Raw genomic sequence first — 20,545 nt, forward strand, 5'->3', positions numbered from 1 at the left:
TCCCGTTCGGCGTTTGAAATTTCTTCACAAAACAACTGTGCATGCCCGTCTTATCGCTCAATTCGGAGTCTCGTCGCGTTAGCGGTGTAAGGACTTTCTGCGAAGTGGTCGTTCGGCAGTTTTCAAGCAGCTATATGGTGTGCTTGAACATGACGAGAGCTGATCTTTCACCGCCGAATGAGCTTTGGCTAAGGCCGGAGTGCAGTTATGAGGCCGAAGTCGTGGCAGCAGCGATTCTCGCGTGGATAGGGAAAATGGAATGCGACGACGGGGATCCTTGGTTTATTTTACCCAACGTAGGGGAGACTTGCTACGCGGCTGCTGCGATCGTGCGTGAACGTATCGGATCAAATTGTCATGTTGTGGGCATCTGTCACAGCGATTTAGACCGTCAGTACGAAGTGATAGAGGCCTGGTCTTCTTCTCTCTCCGCGTTGGCGGGAGTGAGCCCGAGCATCGTCAAGAAGTTGAGCTCTCGCTTGCCTGACTTTTGCGGGCGCATTCGTTTACTCGATTGTCCGGTACGCTTTAGCTCTAAGCCCTGCGGAAACTCGAGTTTGGTGGGGGATGGCCCGATCGAGCTCCTGTATGTCGGCCGACTAGAGAAAACGCAAAAAAGGGTGGATCGTCTGGTTGGGGTGGTGCAGGCGTTGTTGAGGAAAGGGGTGAGTTTTCGCCTGTCAATTGTGGGAGAGGGGAGCTTTGAATCTGCATTAAGAGAGAAACTTCGCGAGGTCGCCGATCGATCGAGTTGGGATGGGGCGTGTTTTTATGGCGTCTTGGAGGGAGATGAGCTCGAGGCGCGGTTTTTGGCTGCGGACGTTTTTCTGCTTACCTCTGAGTACGAAGGAACGCCCATCGCGTTGCTCGAAGCGATTTCGCTGGGAGTTTGCCCAGTGGTGATGCAGATCGAATCAGGTGTCAGCGACCTCTTGGTATCGGGCGAGACTGCTGTGATTGTCGACCAAGGCGACGTGGAGGGAATGGCTGCTGCGGTGCAGAATTTGGACGCGGAACGGGATCGCCTGAAGGAACTGAGTGATTGCGCAAGGTCGATCGTTGCTGAACGGTTTTCCGAGACCTCCTGTCGAAGGAAGCTGGAGGAGATCTTTTCCGGTTGTGTCGGCGTTCGTCCGAGTGTGCCGGAGGAGGGGCGGTCGAAAACACATTCGGGCTGGGTCGAGGCGATGTTTCAGCGACTTCAGGAGGGTCCGAAAGCTGGCCTGGCCGTTTATGGAGCCGGGGTTTACGGCAGAAAACTGATTGATCGATTGATGGACGAGGGGGTTGGTATCGCTATGTGGGTTGATTCGGATTCGATCAACTGGGGGCTGCGTCATAGGGGGGTGCTGTGCGTGAATCCGGAGCGAATGGCTGATGGGAAGGTGGGTACGATCGCTGTGGCCTCGGTCGCTTTCGCGGAAGAAATCGCTTCCTACGTCGAAAAATTGTTTGGTGAATCGGGAGTCCAGTTGCCTCGAATCATTGCGCTCAGGGAGAAGTCGCGGCGCTTCTGAAACGTTGATCAAATCGATCGAGCACGCTTGCGTGCGGAGCGGGCATTCGGTGCAGTGTATCTCCTTTGAAAAAAGTAATCACATACGGGACCTTCGATCTGTTTCACGTGGGGCATCTGAATCTGCTGCGTCGGGCTAAGGAGCTGGGCGATTACTTGGTGGTCGCGGTTTCGTCGGATGGCTTCAATGCGGTGAAGGACAAGCGCTGCGCTTATTCCTGCGAGGACCGTTGCGCTATCGTCAAGGCGATCAAGTACGTGGACGAGGTCATTGTGGAGGAGCGCTGGGAGCAGAAGGCGGAGGATGTGCGTCGCCTGGGAATCGAGGTATTTGTGATGGGCGATGATTGGAAGGGGCGTTTCGACGAGGAGCTGAAGGGGCTTTGCGAAGTGGTTTACCTGCCGCGCACGGAGAACATCTCCACCACCTCTATCAAGATCGAGATCCGTAAAGGCGACGGGGCGAAGGGGTAGGCTTAGGCGTGGGATGTCGGCTCAGCGCGCCGACCTACAGGATGGTTTGGGATGTCGGCTCGGCGCGCCGACCTACAGGACGGGCTAGGCGTGGTTCGGGGCGATTAGGGACTCGTTTCGCTTGAGCTCCCAGAGTCGGTAGAGGCTGTCGGCTGCGTAGAGAAGCGTGATCGCTGGAAGGATGGCAGCTTTCCAGGGGGTGAGCAGCAGCAGGCTGGCGATGACGTCCTGAGTCGAGAGATCCATGCCGAAGAGAATCTTTTTCTGCATGAACGCTTTTTTTAGGCCCCAGCGTTGGACGCTTGGAAGACTGCGAAGTCGGGGCACAATGTAGAAGGTGGTGAGAATGGCGTAGGCGTTGATGACGAAGGCGTAGGCTATTAGCCAAGAGGTGCTGTTTCCCGTGCTGTAGCCAAGGACGAGAAAGCCTCCGGTGTAGAAGAGGCGATCGGCTATTTGATCGAGTATTTGGCCGAACTTGGAGGAAAGCCTGGTGTAGCGAGCTAGATTTCCATCGAGAATATCGAGGATGAGGTAGAGCTGGATTAGCAGGCTTGCTGGAAACCAGAGGGATTTCAGGAGGAGAAAGGCGATCAGGAGGGAGTTCCCGATATTGAGCAAGGTGACCTGGTTGGGCGTGAGGCGGGTGCGAGCGATCGTGGGGAGCAGCTTGCAGACGAGACGGGTGTAGAGGCCTTCGAACAGGTAGAACGAATCTCGTTTTGGTGTGTAGGTGGGGGGGAGTTGTTGGGAAGGCATGTCGCGGTGGGAGGCGTTTCTCGTGAGGCACTGTTGCCATTTCCTGAATCCGCGCAAGCTGCTATGCTCGAGGCTGCTTGGGAAGGATGATTCGAAGATTGAAAGTGGGGCGGCAAATCTTTCCCTGTGTCTCGTTCTGGATCGGTCTATGATTTTTAAAATGCTGTTTAACAGATGGATAGAACGTGTAGAAGTGCTTCTGGCCTGTTACCTGCTTTGTATGGTGAGTCGCATTGCGTCTCGAGGCGTGGATGGTGGCTAAAGATAATAAAACATGCATGTCGTTGGATCCATAATCGCTCGTTTGGGCAGCAAGAGGCTGGCTTACAAGAATCTGCTTCCGTTCGCTGGCAAGCCGCTGGTGGGGCTGGGGGTGGAGATCTTGCGGCGGGCGAAGTCGGTGGACGAGATCGTGGTGTCGACGGAGAGCGAATTGATCGCTCGGGTGGCTTTGGATTTCGGGGCGACGGTGCTGTATCGGCCGCCGGAGCTGGCGGGCGACGAGGTGCCTTCGGTGCCGGTTTTCCAGCATATCGTGGAGCACCACCACTGCGATGTGCATGTGAACTTCAACATCAACTTCCCTATGTGCGACCCGGCGGTGATCGATCGGGCGGTGGAGCTGGCGTATCGAAACGAGGAGGCCCTTTCGAAGCCGTACGCGGTCTGGGCCCAGAGCGTGGAGCGGCTGGCGAACTATCGCGACCCGTTTAAGATCCCGAGCGCTTTCGAGAGCGTTTTCGAGGACGAACGAGCGGGGCCGTTGGACATCCACACCGAGCAGGATCTGCTCGATACCTATCGGGCGGCTCAGGGCGATTTTCCCGAGGGCCTGCCAATTGGCTTCGAGTCGCTGGGCTCGCTCAAGTCGGAACCCCGAGAAGACGATTAACGACTATGGAGGAGATCCGCAATTTTCCCGCGATGAAAGATCCACGACTCATATCCCATCCTCGCGCTGGCCAGCTTCGTTTGGCGGGCGTCGGTTTGATGGCTGGCTTGCTGCTGCAGGGGGCGATCGCTTCCGCGTTGGAGCATGGCCACCTGAGGGCTCGCACGCGGGCGTTCGTCTACGAGGGCGAGTTCGGCATGGATGGAGCCCCGTCGCCCTCCATGGAATTCGACATCGAGGATGGGGAGGAGGTCTTGGAGGAGGAAGTCGCTGTTTCCGGGACGGAAGACCCAGTTGACCTGACGGAAACGACTTGGGAGGAGCCGGCCGCAGTGGAGGAAGAGGTGGAAGAGACGGTGGAGCTCGAGCATTTTTCTGGACCTCGGAAAAGTCCTTCCCAGCGGGTGCATCGCTGGGTGAAGGATGGAGCTGGCATGCTGCTCATCGGCGACAGCCCGTTTGGCAAGAAGGCTTTCAAGGCTGAGGGTTACCTGGCTTTCGGACCGCCCAAGGCATTGAGGTTTTCCGACGCGGACGAGGTAAACCGTCGCCCGCCTTCGCCCGCTTTGCCGGAGTTCAGCTTCTCTTCCGAGGAGTATTTTCCGTATTTGGTTGAGACTCCGCTTGAAGAGGGCGCATTTGGCGATGCCTCGATGCTTTCGGAGCTGGTGATCGAGCTGGAGCCTCACACCGTGGTTTCCGGAAAGATCGACACGCGCCGCATCGTCGAGGAGGAGACGGTGGAAAGCTTCGATTTGGAGGAGCAGCGTTCCACGGTGTTGCGGCCTGAGGAGGTGCTGATCTTTTTCGAAACGGATGGCAGCATGACGGAGACGAACGCGGTGATTCCCTTCTCTCCCGCGACGCCGAACAATCAAACCCCCAAGAGCTCAGCTAAGCTGATCAAGGAGTAGCATGAAACGTATCTTCCATCTCGTCGTCGTCAGCCTCGGAGCCAGCGCGTTCACTTTTTCGCTTCCCGCCTCCGGTGGAGGAGCCGCTCATGGCGGAGGCCATGGTCCTGCGGCAGAAGAGGAAATATCCATCGAGGATGCCTTCATGAAGGAAGGCATCGTGATCGTGGAGCCTAAGCGGGAGCTTGATCCGGAGCTGGCTTCGGAGCAGGTGATGAAGTACCTGGAGGCGGCGATCACCGAGTGGAAAGGTGGGGACGTGGAGTTTGCGGAGGAGTACTTCTCTGCGGCCTTGGGCGTACCGACCGACGTGCCCGAAAAGGAGGTGGTGCTCTCCAGGATGGGGCAGCTCTACAACGAGGCGGGCATGTTCCCCAAAGCGGCCGCTGTCTACGAGCGTTTGGCCACCGAGTTCCCCGATAGTCGTCGCTTGCCGGAGGTATACATGGAGGTGGGCAACCTCTACCGGAAGATGGGCGCCCCGGAGCTGGCGATTTCCAAGTACTACATGGTTTTGAACTCCGCGCTCAACGTTTCGTTCGACCAGCTGGAAAAGTACCGTCAGCTATCGTTGGAGGCCAAGATGGCCATCGCCGAGACGCACAAGGAGCGCGAGGAGAATCAGGAGGCGTATCGACTTTACCAGAGCCTGTTTCGCTTGGAGCTAAAGCCGGTGCAGCGGCTGAGGGTGCACTATCGAATGTGCTATCTGTTGTATGAATTGGGCAACTACCAGCAGGCGGTGTCGCAACTGAAGCTGTTTCTCGACGAGTATCCAGATAGTCCGCACAATCCGGAACTGCGCTACCTGCTGGCCAGTTCGTACGAGAAGCTAAATCGCAAGCCGGACGCGTTGCGCGAGGTGGTGACCATTTTGCAATCTCAAGTGAATCCAGATTCCACCTACAACGCGGATGCGAACTATTGGAAGCAGCGCACGGGAAACGAACTGGCGAACGAATTTTATGAAAAGGGCGACTTCCGCAGCGCCTTGACGATCTATCAAGCGCTCGCGCGCTACAACTCCAGCCCGGCGTGGCGGTGGCCCGCGATCCATCAGATCGGCTTGTGCTTCGAGCGACTTGGCTTGCCGGACAAGGCCAAGCTCGCCTACGAGGAGATCCTCAATCCGGAAGCGGGAGCGATTGCCGAGGTGGAGCTGACGGAGAATCTTCGCTCTCTGCGTCAGATGGCGCAATGGAGGCTTGAACACTTGAATTGGGAGGATGATCTTCTAGCGCGTCTTCAGGTTTTGAAGACGGAGTAGAAACCGACCCCCGATTCGATATGGAAGCCGATAAAGCCGAGGCGATTTTACAGGAGCACGTTCGTCTGTGTTCCGATCTGCATGAGCTCTTCATCGAGGAAGGGAAGATCATGCGAAGCACGGGAGCTCCGCCGGACAAGGAGTTTCTCGAGCGCAAGGAATCGTTTCTGCCGGTACTGGGCAAGGGCTTGGAGCTGCTGCAACGCATCAACGAGAAGCCGGAGGAGTTTCCCTCGTCGCTAGGCCCGCTGGTAGGCGAGTGTCGCGACAAGCTGATGAAGCTGATGATGCTGGATCGGGAAAACGAGCGCCTGCTGCTCAAGTCGACCTTGCCTCCGAAGATGAAGGAAGCCTATTCCAAGGTGGGGCCGGGGCAGATCGCCAAGGCCTACGGTCGTTTCGCGAAGTAGGTTGGCTTGGCTGGTTTGCGGATGCTCAGTGGTCTCTTTGGCAACGAGGTTGCTCTGGGGTCCCGCTCCGCCCTTGAATCATGCTGGCTAGGTCAGCCGTCAGGCGGGCTGGAGGTGGCGTGTGGGGCTGATTTTCAGGGCGACCACGCAGATGTCGTCGGTGGTGGGGGCGCCGCCGAGGGCGTCGGAAAGCTCGTTTTTCACCTGGGTCAGTCGGTTTTCGAAGTCTTCCGAGTTGGTGGCGCTCTCCAAGGCATGAACCAAGCCTGCCTTGCCGAAATCGTTCCCGTCGCTGGTGAGCTGTTCGATGATGCCGTCGGTGAAGAGAAAGATTTCCGTCTCGCCGTCGATCTCGAAGACGGTGTCGCCGAATGGGTCTCCGCCGAGCAGGCCCAGAGCGGGTCCGACGATGTCGCAGGGGCATTCCTCGAAGCCGCCGCGCTCGTTTCCTTGGCGTCGTATAAGCGGGCAGGGGTGTCCGCCGTTGGCGATGGTGGCTTTGCCGCTATCCAGGTCGATCGCCATGTAGGCTGCGGTCACGAAGCGAGGGAACTCCTCGTCCTCGGCGAGGGATATGAGCGTTTCGTTGAGGTGTTGGAGCACCTTCGAGGGATGGCTGAGAATGTTGGGGATTTCGGCCATCAGGCCGCGAATCAGCATGGTGACGAGTGCGGCTTTGACCCCATGTCCCATCACGTCGCAGACTAGGATGCCTACGTTCTTGTCGTCGATCGGGAGCAGATAGAAGAAGTCGCCCGCCAGGTGGTGGCTGGGCGAGTAGAGGTAGGACGCTTGGAAGCTCCAGCCTTGGCCGGCTTGAAAGTAGCGGTGGCGATCGTCGAAGCCCATGGACATGAGCTGCTCCTGGAGCTGACGCGCCACCAGCAGCTCCTCCTCGTACTGCTCGTTCTTGACCTGCAGCGCTTCCTTGGCCCGCCGGGCGATGTCCTCGGCCTTTTTCTGCTCTGAGATATCGAGCGACATGCCGACGATGCCTTCGATTTCGCCGGATTCGGAGCGCAGGGGCACTTTGGAGGTGAGCACCCAGCGGCTGCCGGAGATGACGCTTTGGTCGTATTCCAGCTTGTTGGTGATGGATTCCCCGGTTTCCACGATGCGCAGATCTTCCGCCAGCACTCGGTCGGTGCGGGGGTCGTCGACGATGTCGGAGAGGCGTTTGCCGGCGATGGGAAAGTCCTCTTCGATGCCGACGCAGTTGCGGTATTCCTGGTTGACTAGGATGTAGCGTCCTTCGCGATCCCGCAGGAAGAGGCGGCAGGGAAGGATCTGGATGATGGTTTCCATCAGGCGCTGCTGGCGAAGCACCTGGATCTCGGCGAGCTTCTGTTTGGTGATGTCGCGCGAGAGGCCGAAGGTGCCGCAGATGCGGCCGGAGGGATCGTAGAGGGGGAGCTTGGAGGAGATGACCCATTTCTTGACGGAGCTTTCCTCCTGGGAGTATTCCTCGCGAAAGCTCCAGCCTCGACCGGTGCGGATGATCTTCTGCTCGTCTTCGAACTTGGCTTGGGCGCTTTCGGGAGCGAAGAGATTGAAGTCCGATTTGCCTACCATCTCCTTGGGGGTGAAGCCGTAGTAGTTGGCCATGGACTGGTTCACGCAGATGAATCGGCTCTGCATGTCCTTGAAATACACGTGGTCGGGCAGGGAGGTCATCAGCTGCTGGAACAGCTGAGCGGCCATGTCGTCGCCCTCTTCGAACACGCTTCGCTTGCCGTCGCGAATGCCAAGGCTGTAGGCGTGCTCGAGCATGCTGTCGATCTCGCCGTGAGTCAGTTGAATCGGCTCGCTTTGGGACAGGGCATCGAGTGTAAGGCTGACCTTTGACAGGGCGGCCTCGAGTATGGAGTCCGAAAATTTCATCCAGAGTCTAGCTAGGAATGTAGGACGCGGCGCAGGATTGGCAAATCCTGTTTGGAGTTTTCGGACTGTATGCAAAAAAGCGACCCGAATTGGTATTCGGATCGCTGATACTGAAATGGTGGGCGCTATCGATCGCGCCGCAGTGGGATGGGACGAAGGCGGGCGAAAGGCCCTACTGGGCGGCGGCCTGCTGGTGGGCGGACTCGACGATTCGGACCAGCTCCTTGATGTTGAAAGGCTTGGCCAGCGTGGCCACCAAGTTTGGATACTTGAAGTGGCGGGCTTCGTCGTGGAATCCGGAGATGATGATGAACTTGGTCTTGATGTTCTGCCAACCTGACAGGAACTCGAGGACCATTTCGCCGGAGAGGCGTGGCATCTTGAGGTCGAGCAGGACGACGTCGAACTGGTGGTTCGGGTCGGAGAGCACGGACACGGCGTTGTGTCCATCGCAAAGGACGGATACGTCGTGTTCTTCGCCAAACACGGTGAAGAGGAGGAGCCGGATGGCGGGATCGTCGTCTACGATTAGAATTTTCATGGTCCTGAACTGAGAGCGTTGCGGCGGTTGAGATAAGAGACTGAGTGGGTTTGCTTTGCCTTGATCCTCTAGATCGACCGCCTGGGCGATTTCTGTGGGCCTATTTTTACGATTTTATGGTCTTTAGCGGCTTTGTTACTAAGGATCAGTTTTGGCCCGATAGGCTTGGGCGATTGATGTTCGTGAGCAGGGGGGAGCTGAACTCTCCGGCGTTGAAGAGGGAGTTGTTCATCTTTCCGTAGAAGCGCTGCACTTCGGTTTCCATGCAGCGGATGGCCTCGCGCATGGAGCTGATGTCGGCCGGCTCGATCCAGTACTTTTCGGAAACGCTTTGCAGGTACTCGATTTTTTCGGCCAGGGTGGCCACGGCGTTGAGGCTGTCGGTAAGCATCTGGCGTTCGGTCTCCGAAAGCGGCGGATGGCTGGCCATGCTGGCCGGTGCGCAGGCTGGCGCTTGCTCGACTTGGTTGGCCCGCGTGGTCAGGCTGCGCACGGTCTCGAGAAGGTTTCGGTAGTTGAAGGGCTTGGGGAAGATCTTCGTGGCGCCGAGGTCGTTGAACTGGGCCTCCGACTTAGGGCTGAGGAAGCCGGAGAGCACGATCACTGGCACGTTCGGAAACTGTTTCTTGATCGCTTCGATCACCTCCAGTCCATCCTTCTTTGGCAGGTGGTAGTCGAGGATGATCAGGTCGTTTTCCGGTTTGAGGCCTTTGTCGATCCCGTCGAGGCCGTTGTCCGCCTCTTCGATTTCGAATTCGTCCTTGAGGACTTCGCGCATGACCATGCGCAGGGCGGGATCGTCTTCTACGAGCAGGATGTTCTTTTTCATCTTAGTTCTCTCCAAATTCTTTTTGTTGGCTTAATTCGTAGTGTTTCGCCACTTGGCGAATTTGCTTGGAAGGGGGGAGTTCGCGTCCGGCGAAGAGGATGGCGAGGGGCTGGCCCATCGCGTTGCGGATGGGGAACTTGGCTCCTTCGAACCAGGTCTTGCCCCAGCTGAGTGTGACGAGTTCGCGCACGTTGAAAAGGGGCAGCGCCTTTTGGGTGACCAAGGCGTCGGCCTGGGCTAGGGCTAGTTCGTTTTCCAGCCAGAAGATGGGTGGGGTGGAAGCGGACTTGGAGCTGTCCACGGTGGGGAGCTTCAGTTTCAGGGTCTGGCGACCGGCCTTGTTCAGGTAGAAAATGTCGTCCCGGTTGAAGTAGGCGAAGACGCAGAGGCCGAGGTCCTCGAAGAGGGAAACGTCGGCCTGCAGCAGCTGTTCGGGCCGATCGAAGGCTCGGTCGATGGATTCGAGGGCGGATTCGAGGGCTTCCGGGAGCCGGGCTTGCAGCAGCTTTTGGTAGTCGAGCATGAAGGACGTGACCTGTTTCGGGTATTCGCTGGGTCTAGTATCGTCCGGGCAGGGGGCGGCTTTAGCGGAAAACGCTCATGCGGCTCCGCTTTTCCATAGAGGAAAGCGCTCATGGCTCCGACCTGCTAGGGAGTCGGGCGCTTTCGAGCTAGTTGGCCCCGACCGCGAGAGCTTTCTTGGCCTTTTCCAGCGCCTCGCGGGCGTTGAGGATGGCCATTTCGAGCTCGCTCTGCTCGATCTGGAAGGCGCCTTCGACCATGTCGAGGGCCCAGGAGTCGCGTCCGTCGTTGCAGCCGATGACGGCCGCTCCCCAGTTCGCCACGTGCAAGGCTCCTGCGAGTTGGCGATGCGCTTCCGGCGCTTCGATCGGGCGGTACTGGTAGTAGATCGGCAGGTAGACCTCCTCTGGAAATCCCCAGCTTTCGAGAATCTTGGAGCCGGCGGTGGCGTGATCGAAGCCGAAGGTTCTCGCCTCGGCCTGGTCGATGCTGATGCGTTCGGTTTCCACCTTTTGAAAAACGTTGGTGTACTGTTCGCCGCAGCCGAGGTGAAGCCCCAGCTTCCCGATGTCGTGCAGGAGGCCCAGAGTGTAGGGCAGTCCTTCCATGGAGGTGACGTTCTTGGCGATTTGGTCCATGATGAGGGCCACCGCGAGACTGTGCTGCCAGAGGCTGCCCTTCCCGATGTCCATGCTCGGCAGGGCCCCGTCGAGGTATTCGCCGCTGGAGACCAGGTTTACGATGCGGTAGATCTCCTTGATGCCGAGCAGAGCGACCGCTTCGTTGAGATCGGTGACCGGGGTGGCGGGCGAGTAGGCGCCCGAGTTGCTCAGCTTGAGCACGCCGGCGGTGATGGCGGAATCGGTGGCGATCAATTGTACGATGTCGCTGGAATCGGTGTCCGGATCGTTCATGATCTTCACCAACTTCGGCAGGACTTCCGGAGCCGGGGGCAGCGTCTCGGTGTTTTTGATAAGGTCTTCTACAGTCATGCTAGGCTGAATTTAGAGGTTCCCAGCGGGGTCTTCATGGAGACTTCGCCAGTGCCGACGTTGAGGTGCACGGTGCGGTTGTTCACCCCGCCGACATCCGCTCTGACGACTTGGATTCCGAGCGCGTTTATGAGCTTTTTGACGGCCATGATGTTGCGTTCGCCAATCTTGAACATGTCCGAACCGGAGATGACCGAGGCTCCGCCTGCCACGAACGCTCTCATGCGGCGGCGCTCGGCTCGAAGTCCGCAGAGGTTTCGAAACATGAGGGGGAGGCCCGTATCCGCGAACATGGCGGGTTGTTTTTGGGCTTTGTCAGGGGACAAGGTGGAGTCCGGCAGCATGATGTGGATGAGACCGCCGACTTTGGCGTCCTTGTCGTAGACGATGACGCCTACGCAGGATCCGAGGGCAAAGGTGCTGAGATTGACGTTGCCATTGTTCGAAACCGCCAAGTCTCCAACGCCGACGACGACTCTTTGCTGAAATAAGGAAGGTAGGGTTGGAGCGCCGCTCATTTAGTCAATTTTGGTCAGGGGCTAGATGGTTTCGTGTGTGGCCGAGCTATGCGTGACGACTGGAATAGCTGCGTGAAAACGGGTCTTTTAGGTGAGGAGAGCTGGTGCGACTCCCCTCGAGAACGGGGCCATGGGCGCCCTAGAAGCCGAGGCCGCTTTCGAGCTCGCTCGAGACGACCTTTTCGATGTCGAGCAAGGTCTTCACGCTGTCCTTGATCTTGGCGATGCCGAGGCAGCATTCGGTGCTGAGACGCGTGCCGAAGTCCGGAGATGGCTCGACTTCCGCGTCGGAGACGTTGAGCACTTCCTCCACCGCGTCGACCACTAGGCCAAGCAGCTGATTGACCCCTTGGCCTCCGTACACGTCGACCACGATGATGCAGGTGCGCTCGGTCGCTTCGGCGACAGGCAAATTGAACTTGATGCGTAGATCGACGACCGGAATGACCTTGCCGCGCAGGTTGATGACGCCCTTCACGTGCTCAGGCATCTGAGGCACCGGGGTGATCTTCTGCATGCGAATGATCTCGCGGATCTTGAGGACCTCTACGCCGTAGCACTCTTCGGCCAGGGTGAAGGTGAGAAATTTTCCAGATGAGAATGTCGTATGGGAGGTCTTGTCGTCAAAAGTGAGGTTGCTCATAGTTTTCTCCTCGGTATTGAGTAAATGGCTTTAGATTAGGTGCTAAATCGGCTCCGCCCGGGCATTCCTTAAGGATAAAGTCAGCGGGCAACGGCCGCGAATCGGGCCACGTTCGAGGCAGGATTGGAGCAGGCTTTTTATATTCGCCCTCCAATGTGAGGGCGAAATGTTTAAAACCGGGGAGTTGTCCCTAGGTCCGAGTCGAAAAACGCCTTGGGCGTGCGAGAAGAAGCGGCTCCGATCCCTTCAGGGCGGCCGCTCTTTTACAAGGTATTCGCAAGGGCGCCGGAGCGCTTAGCGAAAGACCATCAAGCGCTGGGTGATGGGGTTGGCGAAATCGTGCTCCTTGATCTTGCCGATGATGCCTCCGGTGAGCCGTTTTTCTTCCGGGATGAGCAGCAAACCCGAGGGGCTGTAGATGCCTTTGGCCAACACCATGCCTGGTTCGAGTTCGGCGAGGGTGATCTCGCGCACCTTCTTGGGCAGGTTCGTGAGGTTCGAGCTCTTCATGAAGAGTCGGACCGCTTCCGGGTGGTAGGCCCGACCGGATTCGCGGATGATGAACTCCAGAGCTTCGTCGCGCGGCAGGTTGCACTCCACGAATCCGACTGCCACGGCGAGGTGGCGGGCAGGCACTGGAATGCTCTCGCGGCTGAGCTGGTCGGGAAAGCCTTGACCGTCGAAGCGCTCGCGATGGTAGCGGATGGCGAGGCCCACCTCGTCGAGATTTTCCACGAAATTGGCCAAGGTCTGGCCATAGACTGGATAGTGGCGCAGCAGCGTCTGCTCGGTCTCGGTGATGCTTTGCGGATCTTGAAGGTTGCGGGAGACGAGATCGCGCGGCAGGCCGATACGCCCGAGATTGTAGAGCCAGGAGGCGACGCGAAGCACCTCCTGATCCTTGGGCTCGAGCAGAGGCGATTTGGCGACTTCGGCGCAGATGGCCACCACCGACTTGGTCTGCTGCCCGAGAATGGGGTGGAAGGCTTCTATGAGGCGGAAGCAGATTTCCAGGGAGTGGCGAAAGTTTTTCTCCAGAGCGTGGTTGGCCTCGTCGAGCATCTGGGTCTGCTCCTGCAGCTGACGGATCTTCTCTTCTAGAGAAGCGTTGGTGGCGACTAGCTTCTCGTTGAGATCCAGCGTATCCGCCTGCAGCTTTTCGTTGGCCTCCACCAGGGAGTAGCGCTGCACGGCGTTTTCCACCGTGGCGATGAGCTCTTCGCGGATCCATGGCTTGGCCAGGAAGCGGAAGATCTCCCCGCGATTGACCGCTTCCACCACGGTGTTCAGCGTCAGCACGCCCGTGATGAGGATGCGCGAGGCGTTGGGCTGGATTTCCTTGCAACGATCGAGAAACTCCAAGCCGGTCATTTCCGGCATGCGGTGGTCGGAGATGATGACCGAAAAGCGGTTTTCGGAGAGCGCGCGCAGGGCGTCGTGCGGATTGGTGAAGGCGGACACCTGAAAGGACTCGCGTTCCAGGGTCTCCTTCATGGCCAGCAGCACGATGTCGTCGTCGTCCAGTACCAGGATGTTGCGGGCTCTCGGCTCGGAGATCTTCATTTAGAGGGAAAAAAGGAACGTTCGGGAGGTGGCGGCTTGGCGCTCGAGGGCGGATAGGTGCGCAAGTTAGGTCAGCTTAGGAATTTGGCGAGCTTGTTTAGCGATTGGCTCGGTTTTGAGGCTCCTGCGAGGATCAGGCCGCAGCTTCGCTTGATGGACTCGGGCAGCAGCTCTTCGGACTCGCCAAGGGTGACGAGGGCGATTTTTGGCGCTTCGCGGCTGTGGCCGAGTTCGGAGAGCAAGGGGTCCACTCGTTCGTCGAGCGGACTTTTAAACACCAGCACGCCGTCGATCTGGTCGGCCCGCTGTAGCAGATCGATCAGCAGTTCGCCTGGGCTGAGGTGGGGATGGGCGCTCCAGCCGGCTTTCTTCATAGCTACCAGCAGAGGGTGGCGGGAGAGGTCTTCCCAGGAGTAGACGAGCAGTTCTCGGGTGGGCGAATCAGCGGTTTTCTTGGCGGAAGAAGCGCTTTTCCCGGCGCCAGCTACTGCCGCTGGCGTAACCGCCACTGCCTTTTCGGCTGTCTGAGGCGAGGGTGTCGCTGGTTGAATCGGAGCGGGCGCAGGGTAGCGTTGAGCGGCGCTGGAGGCGGGCTTCGCGGCCGGGTTGGCGGTGCTCTGGCGTTGGCGTTCGAGCGAGTATAGCGGGAGGGAAAGCGTCACGCAGGCTCCGGGAGATCTGTTTTCGATGCGCAGCGTCCCGTTGAGGCTTTCTGCGAATGACTTCGCGACGCTCAGTCCGAGGCCGGGATGCTTCTCGTCGTTTTTGGTGGAGTAGAACGGCTCCAACGCGGTCTCCAGTTCGCCCGTTTTGAAGCCCGGTCCGTTGTCTGAGATTTCCAGGATGGCGACCTCGCCGGCGTCGGAAACGGACTTTCGAAGGCTCAGCTGCAGGGCGATGGCCTCGCCCGCCGCGTCGCTCGCGTTGCCAGCGAGATGCAGGATGACTTGTCGAAACTGGTTGGGATCGAGGCGCGCTGGATAGTCTCCCGCCTGAATCTGATAGCTCTGCCCGGCGCCTTTGGGCAGCAGGGCTTGGATGTACTCCTCCTGCTCTCGGAGCAGGGAAGCGAGGTCGAGGAAGTCGGGCTGGCCGTTTTCAAGAGTGGTGAGCAGCCGCACCTTTTTCGTGATGTCCTGAGCCCGAATGGAGTTGTCGCGGATGTGCACCATGGCCTCGACCATCGATTGGGCTTCCGACCCAGGCTCCGCGTAGAGCTCGCTCAGAGAGTAGATGCCGGCGATGGTGTTGTTGAAGTCGTGCAGGTAGCGGCGCGTCATGGTAGCGGCGATTTCCTTCCAGGAGCGGCGGAAGAGGGCGTCCATGGCCATGCTGCGGAAGGAGTCGTCCACCAGTCTGCCCAGAATGCCCACGGGTCGGCCGATCGGGTCGCGCAGCAGCTGGCGATAGTCGACCACTGGCATCAGGGCCCCGCGTCGGTTGGCGATCAGCTGATAGCTGATCTGGGGCTCGATCGGCTCGGTTTTGAGGGATTGGAGAAAGCGATCGCGATCGGAATCGGCCACCAGCTGTTCCCAGCTCGAGCAGCTATCGGCCAGGTTGTAGAAGGCGTTCGGGAAGGAGTCGCTCTCGCGCTCCATGAAACGGAGCCGCCGCGAGGGCAGTTCGATAAGATAGGAAATGCCGGGGCCTGGGTTCGCGAGCAGATCTACGTTTGATCCAGTGAGCTCGCGGATGGCGTCGGTCAGGTCGGTGGCGGTCAAGGTGGGTGGCTGCGTGTTGGGATTCAAGGGTGTCGTGTCCGAACCGCCAAGAGTTAGCCACGCCGGAAGCCGACGCAACCCGGCTTTCTGCAGCCCTGTCGATTTTCAGCGGATTTTTACGAGCGTGCCGAGCGTGCCGAGCGTGCCGAGCGATGCCTGGGGGGAGGGGGCGGAGTCGGATTCTCCGGGCGCCGGCCGCTCGAGATCTTGAGATCGCCGTTTTTCTAGCGCGGCAGCTGGTAGATGGCCGGCTTGATGGAAAGGTACGGGTGCTTCACTCCGGCCAGGCTTTCGGCATGACCGATGAGCAGGTAGCCGCCGGGAACCAGGTGCTGAGCGAGCCGCCCTACCAGCTCCTGCTGGGTTTGGCGGTCGAAGTAGATCATAACGTTGCGGCAGAAGATGACTTGGAACTTCTCCGTCCACGGGTAGGAGGGTGCGAACAGGTTGATGCGTTGGAAATTGATGCGGCTGTGCAGCTCCGGACGCACGCGGAAATAGCCGTCCATCTGCCGTTCGCCCTTCTGAAAGTATCTGCGCAGCCATTCCGGGCAGACGTTCTTGAGGCGTTCCTTGTCGTAGATGCCTTTGGATGCGAAATCGAGCACGCGGGTGGAGATGTCGCTGCACTCGATCTTCCAGTTGATATCACGGCGCGATTCGAAGAATTCGGACAAGGCGATGCCCACGGAGTAAGGCTCCTCGCCCGTCGAGCAGGCGCAGCTCCAGATGCGAAGGTTGCTGGAGGCCCCCAGCTTGTTCGAAGCGAATTCCGGCAGAATGGTCTGGTTGAGAAAATTGAAGTGGTTCACCTCCCGGAAAAAGAAGGTGTGATTGGTCGAGATGGCGTCGATCAGGTGGTAGAGTTCGCCGCTTTGGGGATCGTTTTGCAGCGAACGGCAGTAGTCGCTGTAGCTGGACATGCCCAAGGCCCGCAGGCGCTTGCCGAGGCGGGCGCTGACCAGCTCGCGCTTGCTGTCGCCGAGGTTGATGCGCGTCTCCTTGTAAATAAGTTCGCGAATGAACTGGTAGTCCTTGTCGGTCAGCTTGTTGCGGGTGAACGGACTCGTCGGCGGGACGGTCGATGGCGCGGCCTGGCGTGGATTGGCATCGTAGCCAGCTTGCTTTTGCTTAAAAGGGCTGAAGCTCATTCGGTCTTTGAGTAGCGGTACTTATCGGTCTGCTACTAAATCGCTCAAACGCGGGTAAACTTGAGCCTTCAGATCGCTTTGCTCCGAGGTTTTTCGCGAGACTCGGTTCGCCCATTCGAGCGCGGTATCCGAATTTGGTTCACGTTGACTCGGACCTTGATTCGCTGCCGTCATCGCACATGGTTGGCCGTTTTCAACTAGCCATGAACGCAGCCACCTCCATCCACCTGCCTGAATCCAAGACTTACGCCCGCTTGCGCGAGCTGCTCGACGAGCGTCTCCTGTTTCTCGACGGAGCGATGGGGACCATGATCCAGCGCTACAAGCTGCAGGAGGAGGACTTTCGCAAAGGTCATTTCGAGGATCACGAGGTGGATCTGAAGGGAAACAACGAGCTGCTCACCCTCACTCGCCCGGACATCATCCGCTCCATTCATCGGGCCTTTTTCGAGGCAGGGGCCGACATCGTCGAAACCAATACCTTCAGCGCCACCACCATCGCCCAGGCCGACTACAAGTTGGAAGGGAGCGTTCGGGACCTGAATCGGGAAGCGGCGCGACTGGCGAAGTCGGTAGCCCAGGAGATCATGGACGAGACTCCCGGCAGGGAGTGCTTCGTCGCGGGCGCGATCGGGCCGACCAACCGGACCGCTTCGCTTTCGCCCGACGTGAATCGGCCGGAGTATCGCGCCGTGACCTTCGATCAGCTCAAGGAGGCGTATCTGGAGCAGATCCGAGCCCTTGCGGAGGGAGGCGTGGATCTTTTCCTGCCGGAAACCACCTTCGACACGCTCAACCTGAAGGCCTGCATTTTCGCTCTGGAGGAATTCTTCATCGAGCGCGGGGAGCGCATGCCGGTGATGCTCAGCGTCACCATCACCGACGCATCGGGACGCACCCTTTCGGGCCAGACCATCGAAGCGTTCTGGAATTCCGTTTCCCATGCCCGGCCGTTGAGCGTGGGCATCAATTGCGCTCTGGGAGCTCGCGACATGCGGCCCTACATCGAGGCCCTGGCGGCGAGCGCGGACTGCTACGTCAGCTGCTATCCGAACGCGGGCTTGCCCAACCCGCTCAGCGAAACCGGCTACGACGAGCTGCCCGAAGACACGTCACGCTTCTTGGAGGAGTTCGTGCAAAGCGGTTTCGTCAACATCCTTGGCGGCTGCTGCGGCACCACTCCGGAACACATTGGCAAAATCGTGGAAAAGGCCCGCGAGTACCCGGCCCGCAAGCGTCCCCAGATCGAGCCGGCGCTGCGTCTTTCCGGACTGGAACCGTACGAGGTCAAAGGCGAAAAGGCTCCCTTCGTGATGGTGGGGGAGCGAACCAACGTCACGGGTTCGCCTCGCTTCCGCAAGCTGATCAAGGAGGAGCGCTTCGAGGAGGCCCTTTCGGTAGCCCGCCAGCAGGTGGAAAACGGGGCGAACATCATCGATGTGAACTTCGATGAAGGCTTGCTCGATAGCGAGGCCTGCATGACGCACTTCCTCAACCTGATCCAGTCCGAGCCGGATATCGCCCGAGTGCCGATCATGATCGACTCCTCGAAATGGTCGGTGATCGAGACCGGTCTGAAATGCGTTCAGGGCAAGTGCGTGGTGAACTCCATCAGCCTGAAGGAGGGCGAGCAGAAGTTTCTCGAAACCGCGTCATTGGTTCGTCGATACGGAGCGGCGGTTATCGTGATGGCGTTCGACGAAAAGGGGCAAGCCGCCACTCGCGAGGACAAGGTGCGCATCTGCAAACGAGCGTACGATCTCCTCGTCGAGAAATTGAACTTTCCGCCGGAGGACATCATCTTCGATCCCAACATCCTCACCGTTGGCACCGGCATCGAGGAGCACAACAACTACGCGGTCGATTTCATCGAGGCCACCCGCGAGATCAAAGCCATCTGTCCTCACGCTCGCATAAGCGGCGGCGTATCCAATATTTCATTCTCCTTCCGCGGAAACAACCCTGTGCGCGAAGCGATGCACGCGGCCTTTCTCTACCACGCCATCGAGGCCGGGATGGACATGGGCATCGTGAACGCCGGCATGCTGGCGGTGTACGATGAGATCGAGCCGGAGCTCAAGCAGGCGGTGGAGGATGTGTTGCTCAACCGCGGGCCGGAAGCGACCGAACGCTTGATCGACCTAGCGGAAAAGGTGAAGGCCCAGGGCTCCAAGGAGGTCGAAAAGGCGGTCGACGCTTGGCGAAGCGGCACCGTAGAGGAGCGTCTTTCTCACGCCTTGGTCAAGGGCATTACCGATTACGTGGACGCCGACGTCGAAGAGGCCCGCCAAAAGCTCGATCGGCCGCTCGACGTGATCGAAGGCCCGCTCATGGACGGGATGAAGATCGTGGGCGAGCTTTTCGGAGCGGGAAAAATGTTTTTGCCCCAAGTGGTCAAGTCCGCCCGCGTGATGAAAAAGGCTGTCGCCTACCTGACGCCTTACATGGAGGCGGAGAAGCAGTCGGCAAAGGGGTCGAGTCGTGGCAAGGTGGTGCTCGCCACGGTGAAAGGCGATGTGCACGACATCGGCAAGAACATCGTGGGCGTGGTGCTGAGCTGCAACAACTACGAGGTGATCGATCTCGGGGTGATGATTCCGTGTAACAAGATTTTAGATACGGCTCGCGAAGTCGAGGCGGACCTGGTCGGCCTGAGCGGCTTGATCACTCCTTCGCTCGACGAGATGATTCATGTGGCTTCGGAAATGAAGCGCCAAGGATTTACGGTTCCCTTGCTCATCGGCGGCGCTACCACGAGCAAGGCCCATACGGCTATCAAAATCGCCCAGCACTACGATCCCCCGGTGGTCCACGTGGCGGACGCTTCCCTTGTCGTAGGCGTCTGCAACGATCTGACCAACGACGATAAGCGCGACGCGTTTATCCAGGAGTTGGATACATCTCAGGAGGCTTTGCGTCAGCGCCACGCCTCGGGCAACCGAGCGTCCGCTCCTTCGCTCACTATCGAAGAGGCGCGTTCCAAGGGATTTGCCACCGATTGGGAGGCGGCGCAGATCGCCAAGCCGAGCGAACTAGGGCTCAAGATTTGGGACGACTTTTCGCTGGAGGAGGTATCGAGCTACATCGACTGGTCGCCCTTCTTCTGGACCTGGGAACTCAAGGGCGTTTATCCGGCGATTCTCAGCAGCGAGAAATACGGCCAGCAAGCCACGGAGTTGTTCGACGATGCTCAAGCCCTGCTCAAGCGCATCATCGCGGAAGAGCGCTTTCGTCTTCGCGGGGTCACCGCCTTCTGGCCGGCTCAAGCCGAGGGGGACGACGTGGTTCTCTACGCGGACGAGCAGGGAGCGGAGGAGATGGCCCGCTTGCACTTCCTGCGGCAGCAGAAGAGCAAGGTGAACGACGAGACCTACTACAGCTTGGCGGATTTCGTGGCCCCGAGATCCTCCGGCAGGATGGATTACGTCGGCGGTTTCGCGGTCACCGCCGGCCATGAAGTGGAGGATTTCGCCCGAACCTTCAAGACGGTCGGCGATGACTACAGCGCGATTTTGGTCCAGGCCCTGGGAGATCGTTTCGCGGAGGCTTTGGCGGAGTTCGTTCACAAGAAGATTCGCGAGCAGTGGGGTTACGGCTTGCAGGAGGAACTGTCGGTGGAGGATCTCATCGCGGAGAAGTATCGCGGCATCCGCCCCGCTGCGGGCTATCCCGCCTGTCCGGACCACACGGAGAAGGATTTGCTCTGGGCTTTGCTGGACGCCCGCGAGCACACCGGAATCCAATTGACCGAGAGCTACGCCATGTATCCTGGCAGTTCGGTCTCGGGCCTCTATTTCGGTCACCCTCGATCCCGCTACTTCAACGTCGGTAAGATCGAGCGCGACCAATTGGAGGACTACGCCCGGCGCAAAGGCATTTCCGTGGACGTCGCGGAGAAGTGGCTGATGCCGAATTTGGGCTACAAGTGAATGTTTTTGCGCAAGGGCGC

Annotated in this window: 18 protein-coding genes; 7 read left to right on the forward strand and 11 right to left on the reverse strand. The window is 58.9% G+C overall.

Going from position 1 to position 20,545, the window contains the following annotated elements; all coding sequences use genetic code 11:
- Nucleotides 1-41: 41 nt before the first annotated feature.
- Nucleotides 42-1,517, forward strand: coding sequence for a glycosyltransferase family 4 protein (locus tag QEH54_RS01065; RefSeq protein ID WP_309016758.1), 1,476 nt, complete (start codon nucleotides 42-44; stop codon nucleotides 1,515-1,517).
- Nucleotides 1,518-1,582: 65 nt separating this feature from the next.
- A complete protein-coding gene (locus QEH54_RS01070; RefSeq protein WP_309016759.1) occupies nucleotides 1,583-1,990 on the forward strand; it encodes an adenylyltransferase/cytidyltransferase family protein in 408 nt (135 codons plus the stop codon).
- Between the two features lie 84 nt (nucleotides 1,991-2,074).
- Here QEH54_RS01070 and QEH54_RS01075 read toward each other — a convergent pair whose 3' ends face one another.
- The gene (locus tag QEH54_RS01075; RefSeq protein ID WP_309016760.1) at nucleotides 2,075-2,749 is read right to left on the reverse strand and encodes a CDP-alcohol phosphatidyltransferase family protein; all 675 of its coding nucleotides are present in this window, start codon (nucleotides 2,747-2,749) and stop codon (nucleotides 2,075-2,077) included.
- A 274-nt stretch (nucleotides 2,750-3,023) separates the two neighbouring features.
- Here QEH54_RS01075 and QEH54_RS01080 point away from each other — a divergent pair, with 274 nt between their 5' ends.
- The 4 genes from QEH54_RS01080 to QEH54_RS01095 are packed head-to-tail and all read left to right on the forward strand — an operon-like array spanning nucleotide 3,024 to nucleotide 6,232.
- On the forward strand, nucleotides 3,024-3,641 hold the full coding sequence (locus QEH54_RS01080; protein WP_309016761.1) for a hypothetical protein: 618 nt from the start codon (nucleotides 3,024-3,026) through the stop codon (nucleotides 3,639-3,641).
- 32 nt (nucleotides 3,642-3,673) lie between these two features.
- Nucleotides 3,674-4,555, forward strand: coding sequence for a hypothetical protein (locus tag QEH54_RS01085; RefSeq protein WP_309016762.1), 882 nt, complete (start codon nucleotides 3,674-3,676; stop codon nucleotides 4,553-4,555).
- A 1-nt stretch (nucleotide 4,556) separates the two neighbouring features.
- Complete coding sequence (locus QEH54_RS01090) at nucleotides 4,557-5,822, forward strand: tetratricopeptide repeat protein (RefSeq protein WP_309016763.1); 1,266 nt, start codon at nucleotides 4,557-4,559, stop codon at nucleotides 5,820-5,822.
- Between the two features lie 20 nt (nucleotides 5,823-5,842).
- On the forward strand, nucleotides 5,843-6,232 hold the full coding sequence (locus QEH54_RS01095) for a hypothetical protein (RefSeq protein WP_309016764.1): 390 nt from the start codon (nucleotides 5,843-5,845) through the stop codon (nucleotides 6,230-6,232).
- A 99-nt stretch (nucleotides 6,233-6,331) separates the two neighbouring features.
- Here QEH54_RS01095 and QEH54_RS01100 read toward each other — a convergent pair whose 3' ends face one another.
- The 10 genes from QEH54_RS01100 to QEH54_RS01145 form a co-directional block, all read right to left on the reverse strand.
- The gene (locus tag QEH54_RS01100; RefSeq protein WP_309016765.1) at nucleotides 6,332-8,113 is read right to left on the reverse strand and encodes a SpoIIE family protein phosphatase; all 1,782 of its coding nucleotides are present in this window, start codon (nucleotides 8,111-8,113) and stop codon (nucleotides 6,332-6,334) included.
- 172 nt (nucleotides 8,114-8,285) lie between these two features.
- Nucleotides 8,286-8,654 carry a response regulator gene (locus tag QEH54_RS01105; protein WP_309016766.1) on the reverse strand — a complete coding sequence of 123 codons (369 nt, stop codon included), beginning with the start codon at nucleotides 8,652-8,654 and terminating at the stop codon, nucleotides 8,286-8,288.
- A 145-nt stretch (nucleotides 8,655-8,799) separates the two neighbouring features.
- A complete protein-coding gene (locus QEH54_RS01110) occupies nucleotides 8,800-9,483 on the reverse strand; it encodes a response regulator (protein ID WP_309016767.1) in 684 nt (227 codons plus the stop codon).
- 1 nt (nucleotide 9,484) lies between these two features.
- A complete protein-coding gene (locus QEH54_RS01115; RefSeq protein WP_309016768.1) occupies nucleotides 9,485-10,006 on the reverse strand; it encodes a hypothetical protein in 522 nt (173 codons plus the stop codon).
- A gap of 148 nt (nucleotides 10,007-10,154) precedes the next feature.
- Complete coding sequence (locus QEH54_RS01120; RefSeq protein WP_309016769.1) at nucleotides 10,155-10,997, reverse strand: HDOD domain-containing protein; 843 nt, start codon at nucleotides 10,995-10,997, stop codon at nucleotides 10,155-10,157.
- A complete protein-coding gene (locus QEH54_RS01125; RefSeq protein WP_309016770.1) occupies nucleotides 10,994-11,515 on the reverse strand; it encodes a chemotaxis protein CheD in 522 nt (173 codons plus the stop codon). Before QEH54_RS01125 ends, QEH54_RS01120 begins: the two co-directional genes overlap by 4 nt.
- Before the next feature lie 139 nt (nucleotides 11,516-11,654).
- Nucleotides 11,655-12,158 carry a chemotaxis protein CheW gene (locus QEH54_RS01130; RefSeq protein ID WP_309016771.1) on the reverse strand — a complete coding sequence of 168 codons (504 nt, stop codon included), beginning with the start codon at nucleotides 12,156-12,158 and terminating at the stop codon, nucleotides 11,655-11,657.
- Nucleotides 12,159-12,452: 294 nt separating this feature from the next.
- Entirely contained in the window at nucleotides 12,453-13,721 is a 1,269-nt protein-coding gene (locus QEH54_RS01135; protein WP_309016772.1) for an HD domain-containing phosphohydrolase, read from the reverse strand.
- A 71-nt stretch (nucleotides 13,722-13,792) separates the two neighbouring features.
- Complete coding sequence (locus QEH54_RS01140) at nucleotides 13,793-15,472, reverse strand: HAMP domain-containing sensor histidine kinase (RefSeq protein WP_309016773.1); 1,680 nt, start codon at nucleotides 15,470-15,472, stop codon at nucleotides 13,793-13,795.
- Nucleotides 15,473-15,669: 197 nt separating this feature from the next.
- Nucleotides 15,670-16,596 carry a protein-glutamate O-methyltransferase CheR gene (locus tag QEH54_RS01145; protein WP_309016774.1) on the reverse strand — a complete coding sequence of 309 codons (927 nt, stop codon included), beginning with the start codon at nucleotides 16,594-16,596 and terminating at the stop codon, nucleotides 15,670-15,672.
- A 203-nt stretch (nucleotides 16,597-16,799) separates the two neighbouring features.
- Here QEH54_RS01145 and metH point away from each other — a divergent pair, with 203 nt between their 5' ends.
- A complete protein-coding gene (gene metH, locus QEH54_RS01150) occupies nucleotides 16,800-20,525 on the forward strand; it encodes a methionine synthase (RefSeq protein WP_309016775.1) in 3,726 nt (1,241 codons plus the stop codon).
- Nucleotides 20,526-20,545 lie beyond the last annotated feature (20 nt).

Source organism: Pelagicoccus sp. SDUM812003, from assembly GCF_031127815.1.
Lineage (GTDB): Bacteria > Verrucomicrobiota > Verrucomicrobiia > Opitutales > Opitutaceae > Pelagicoccus.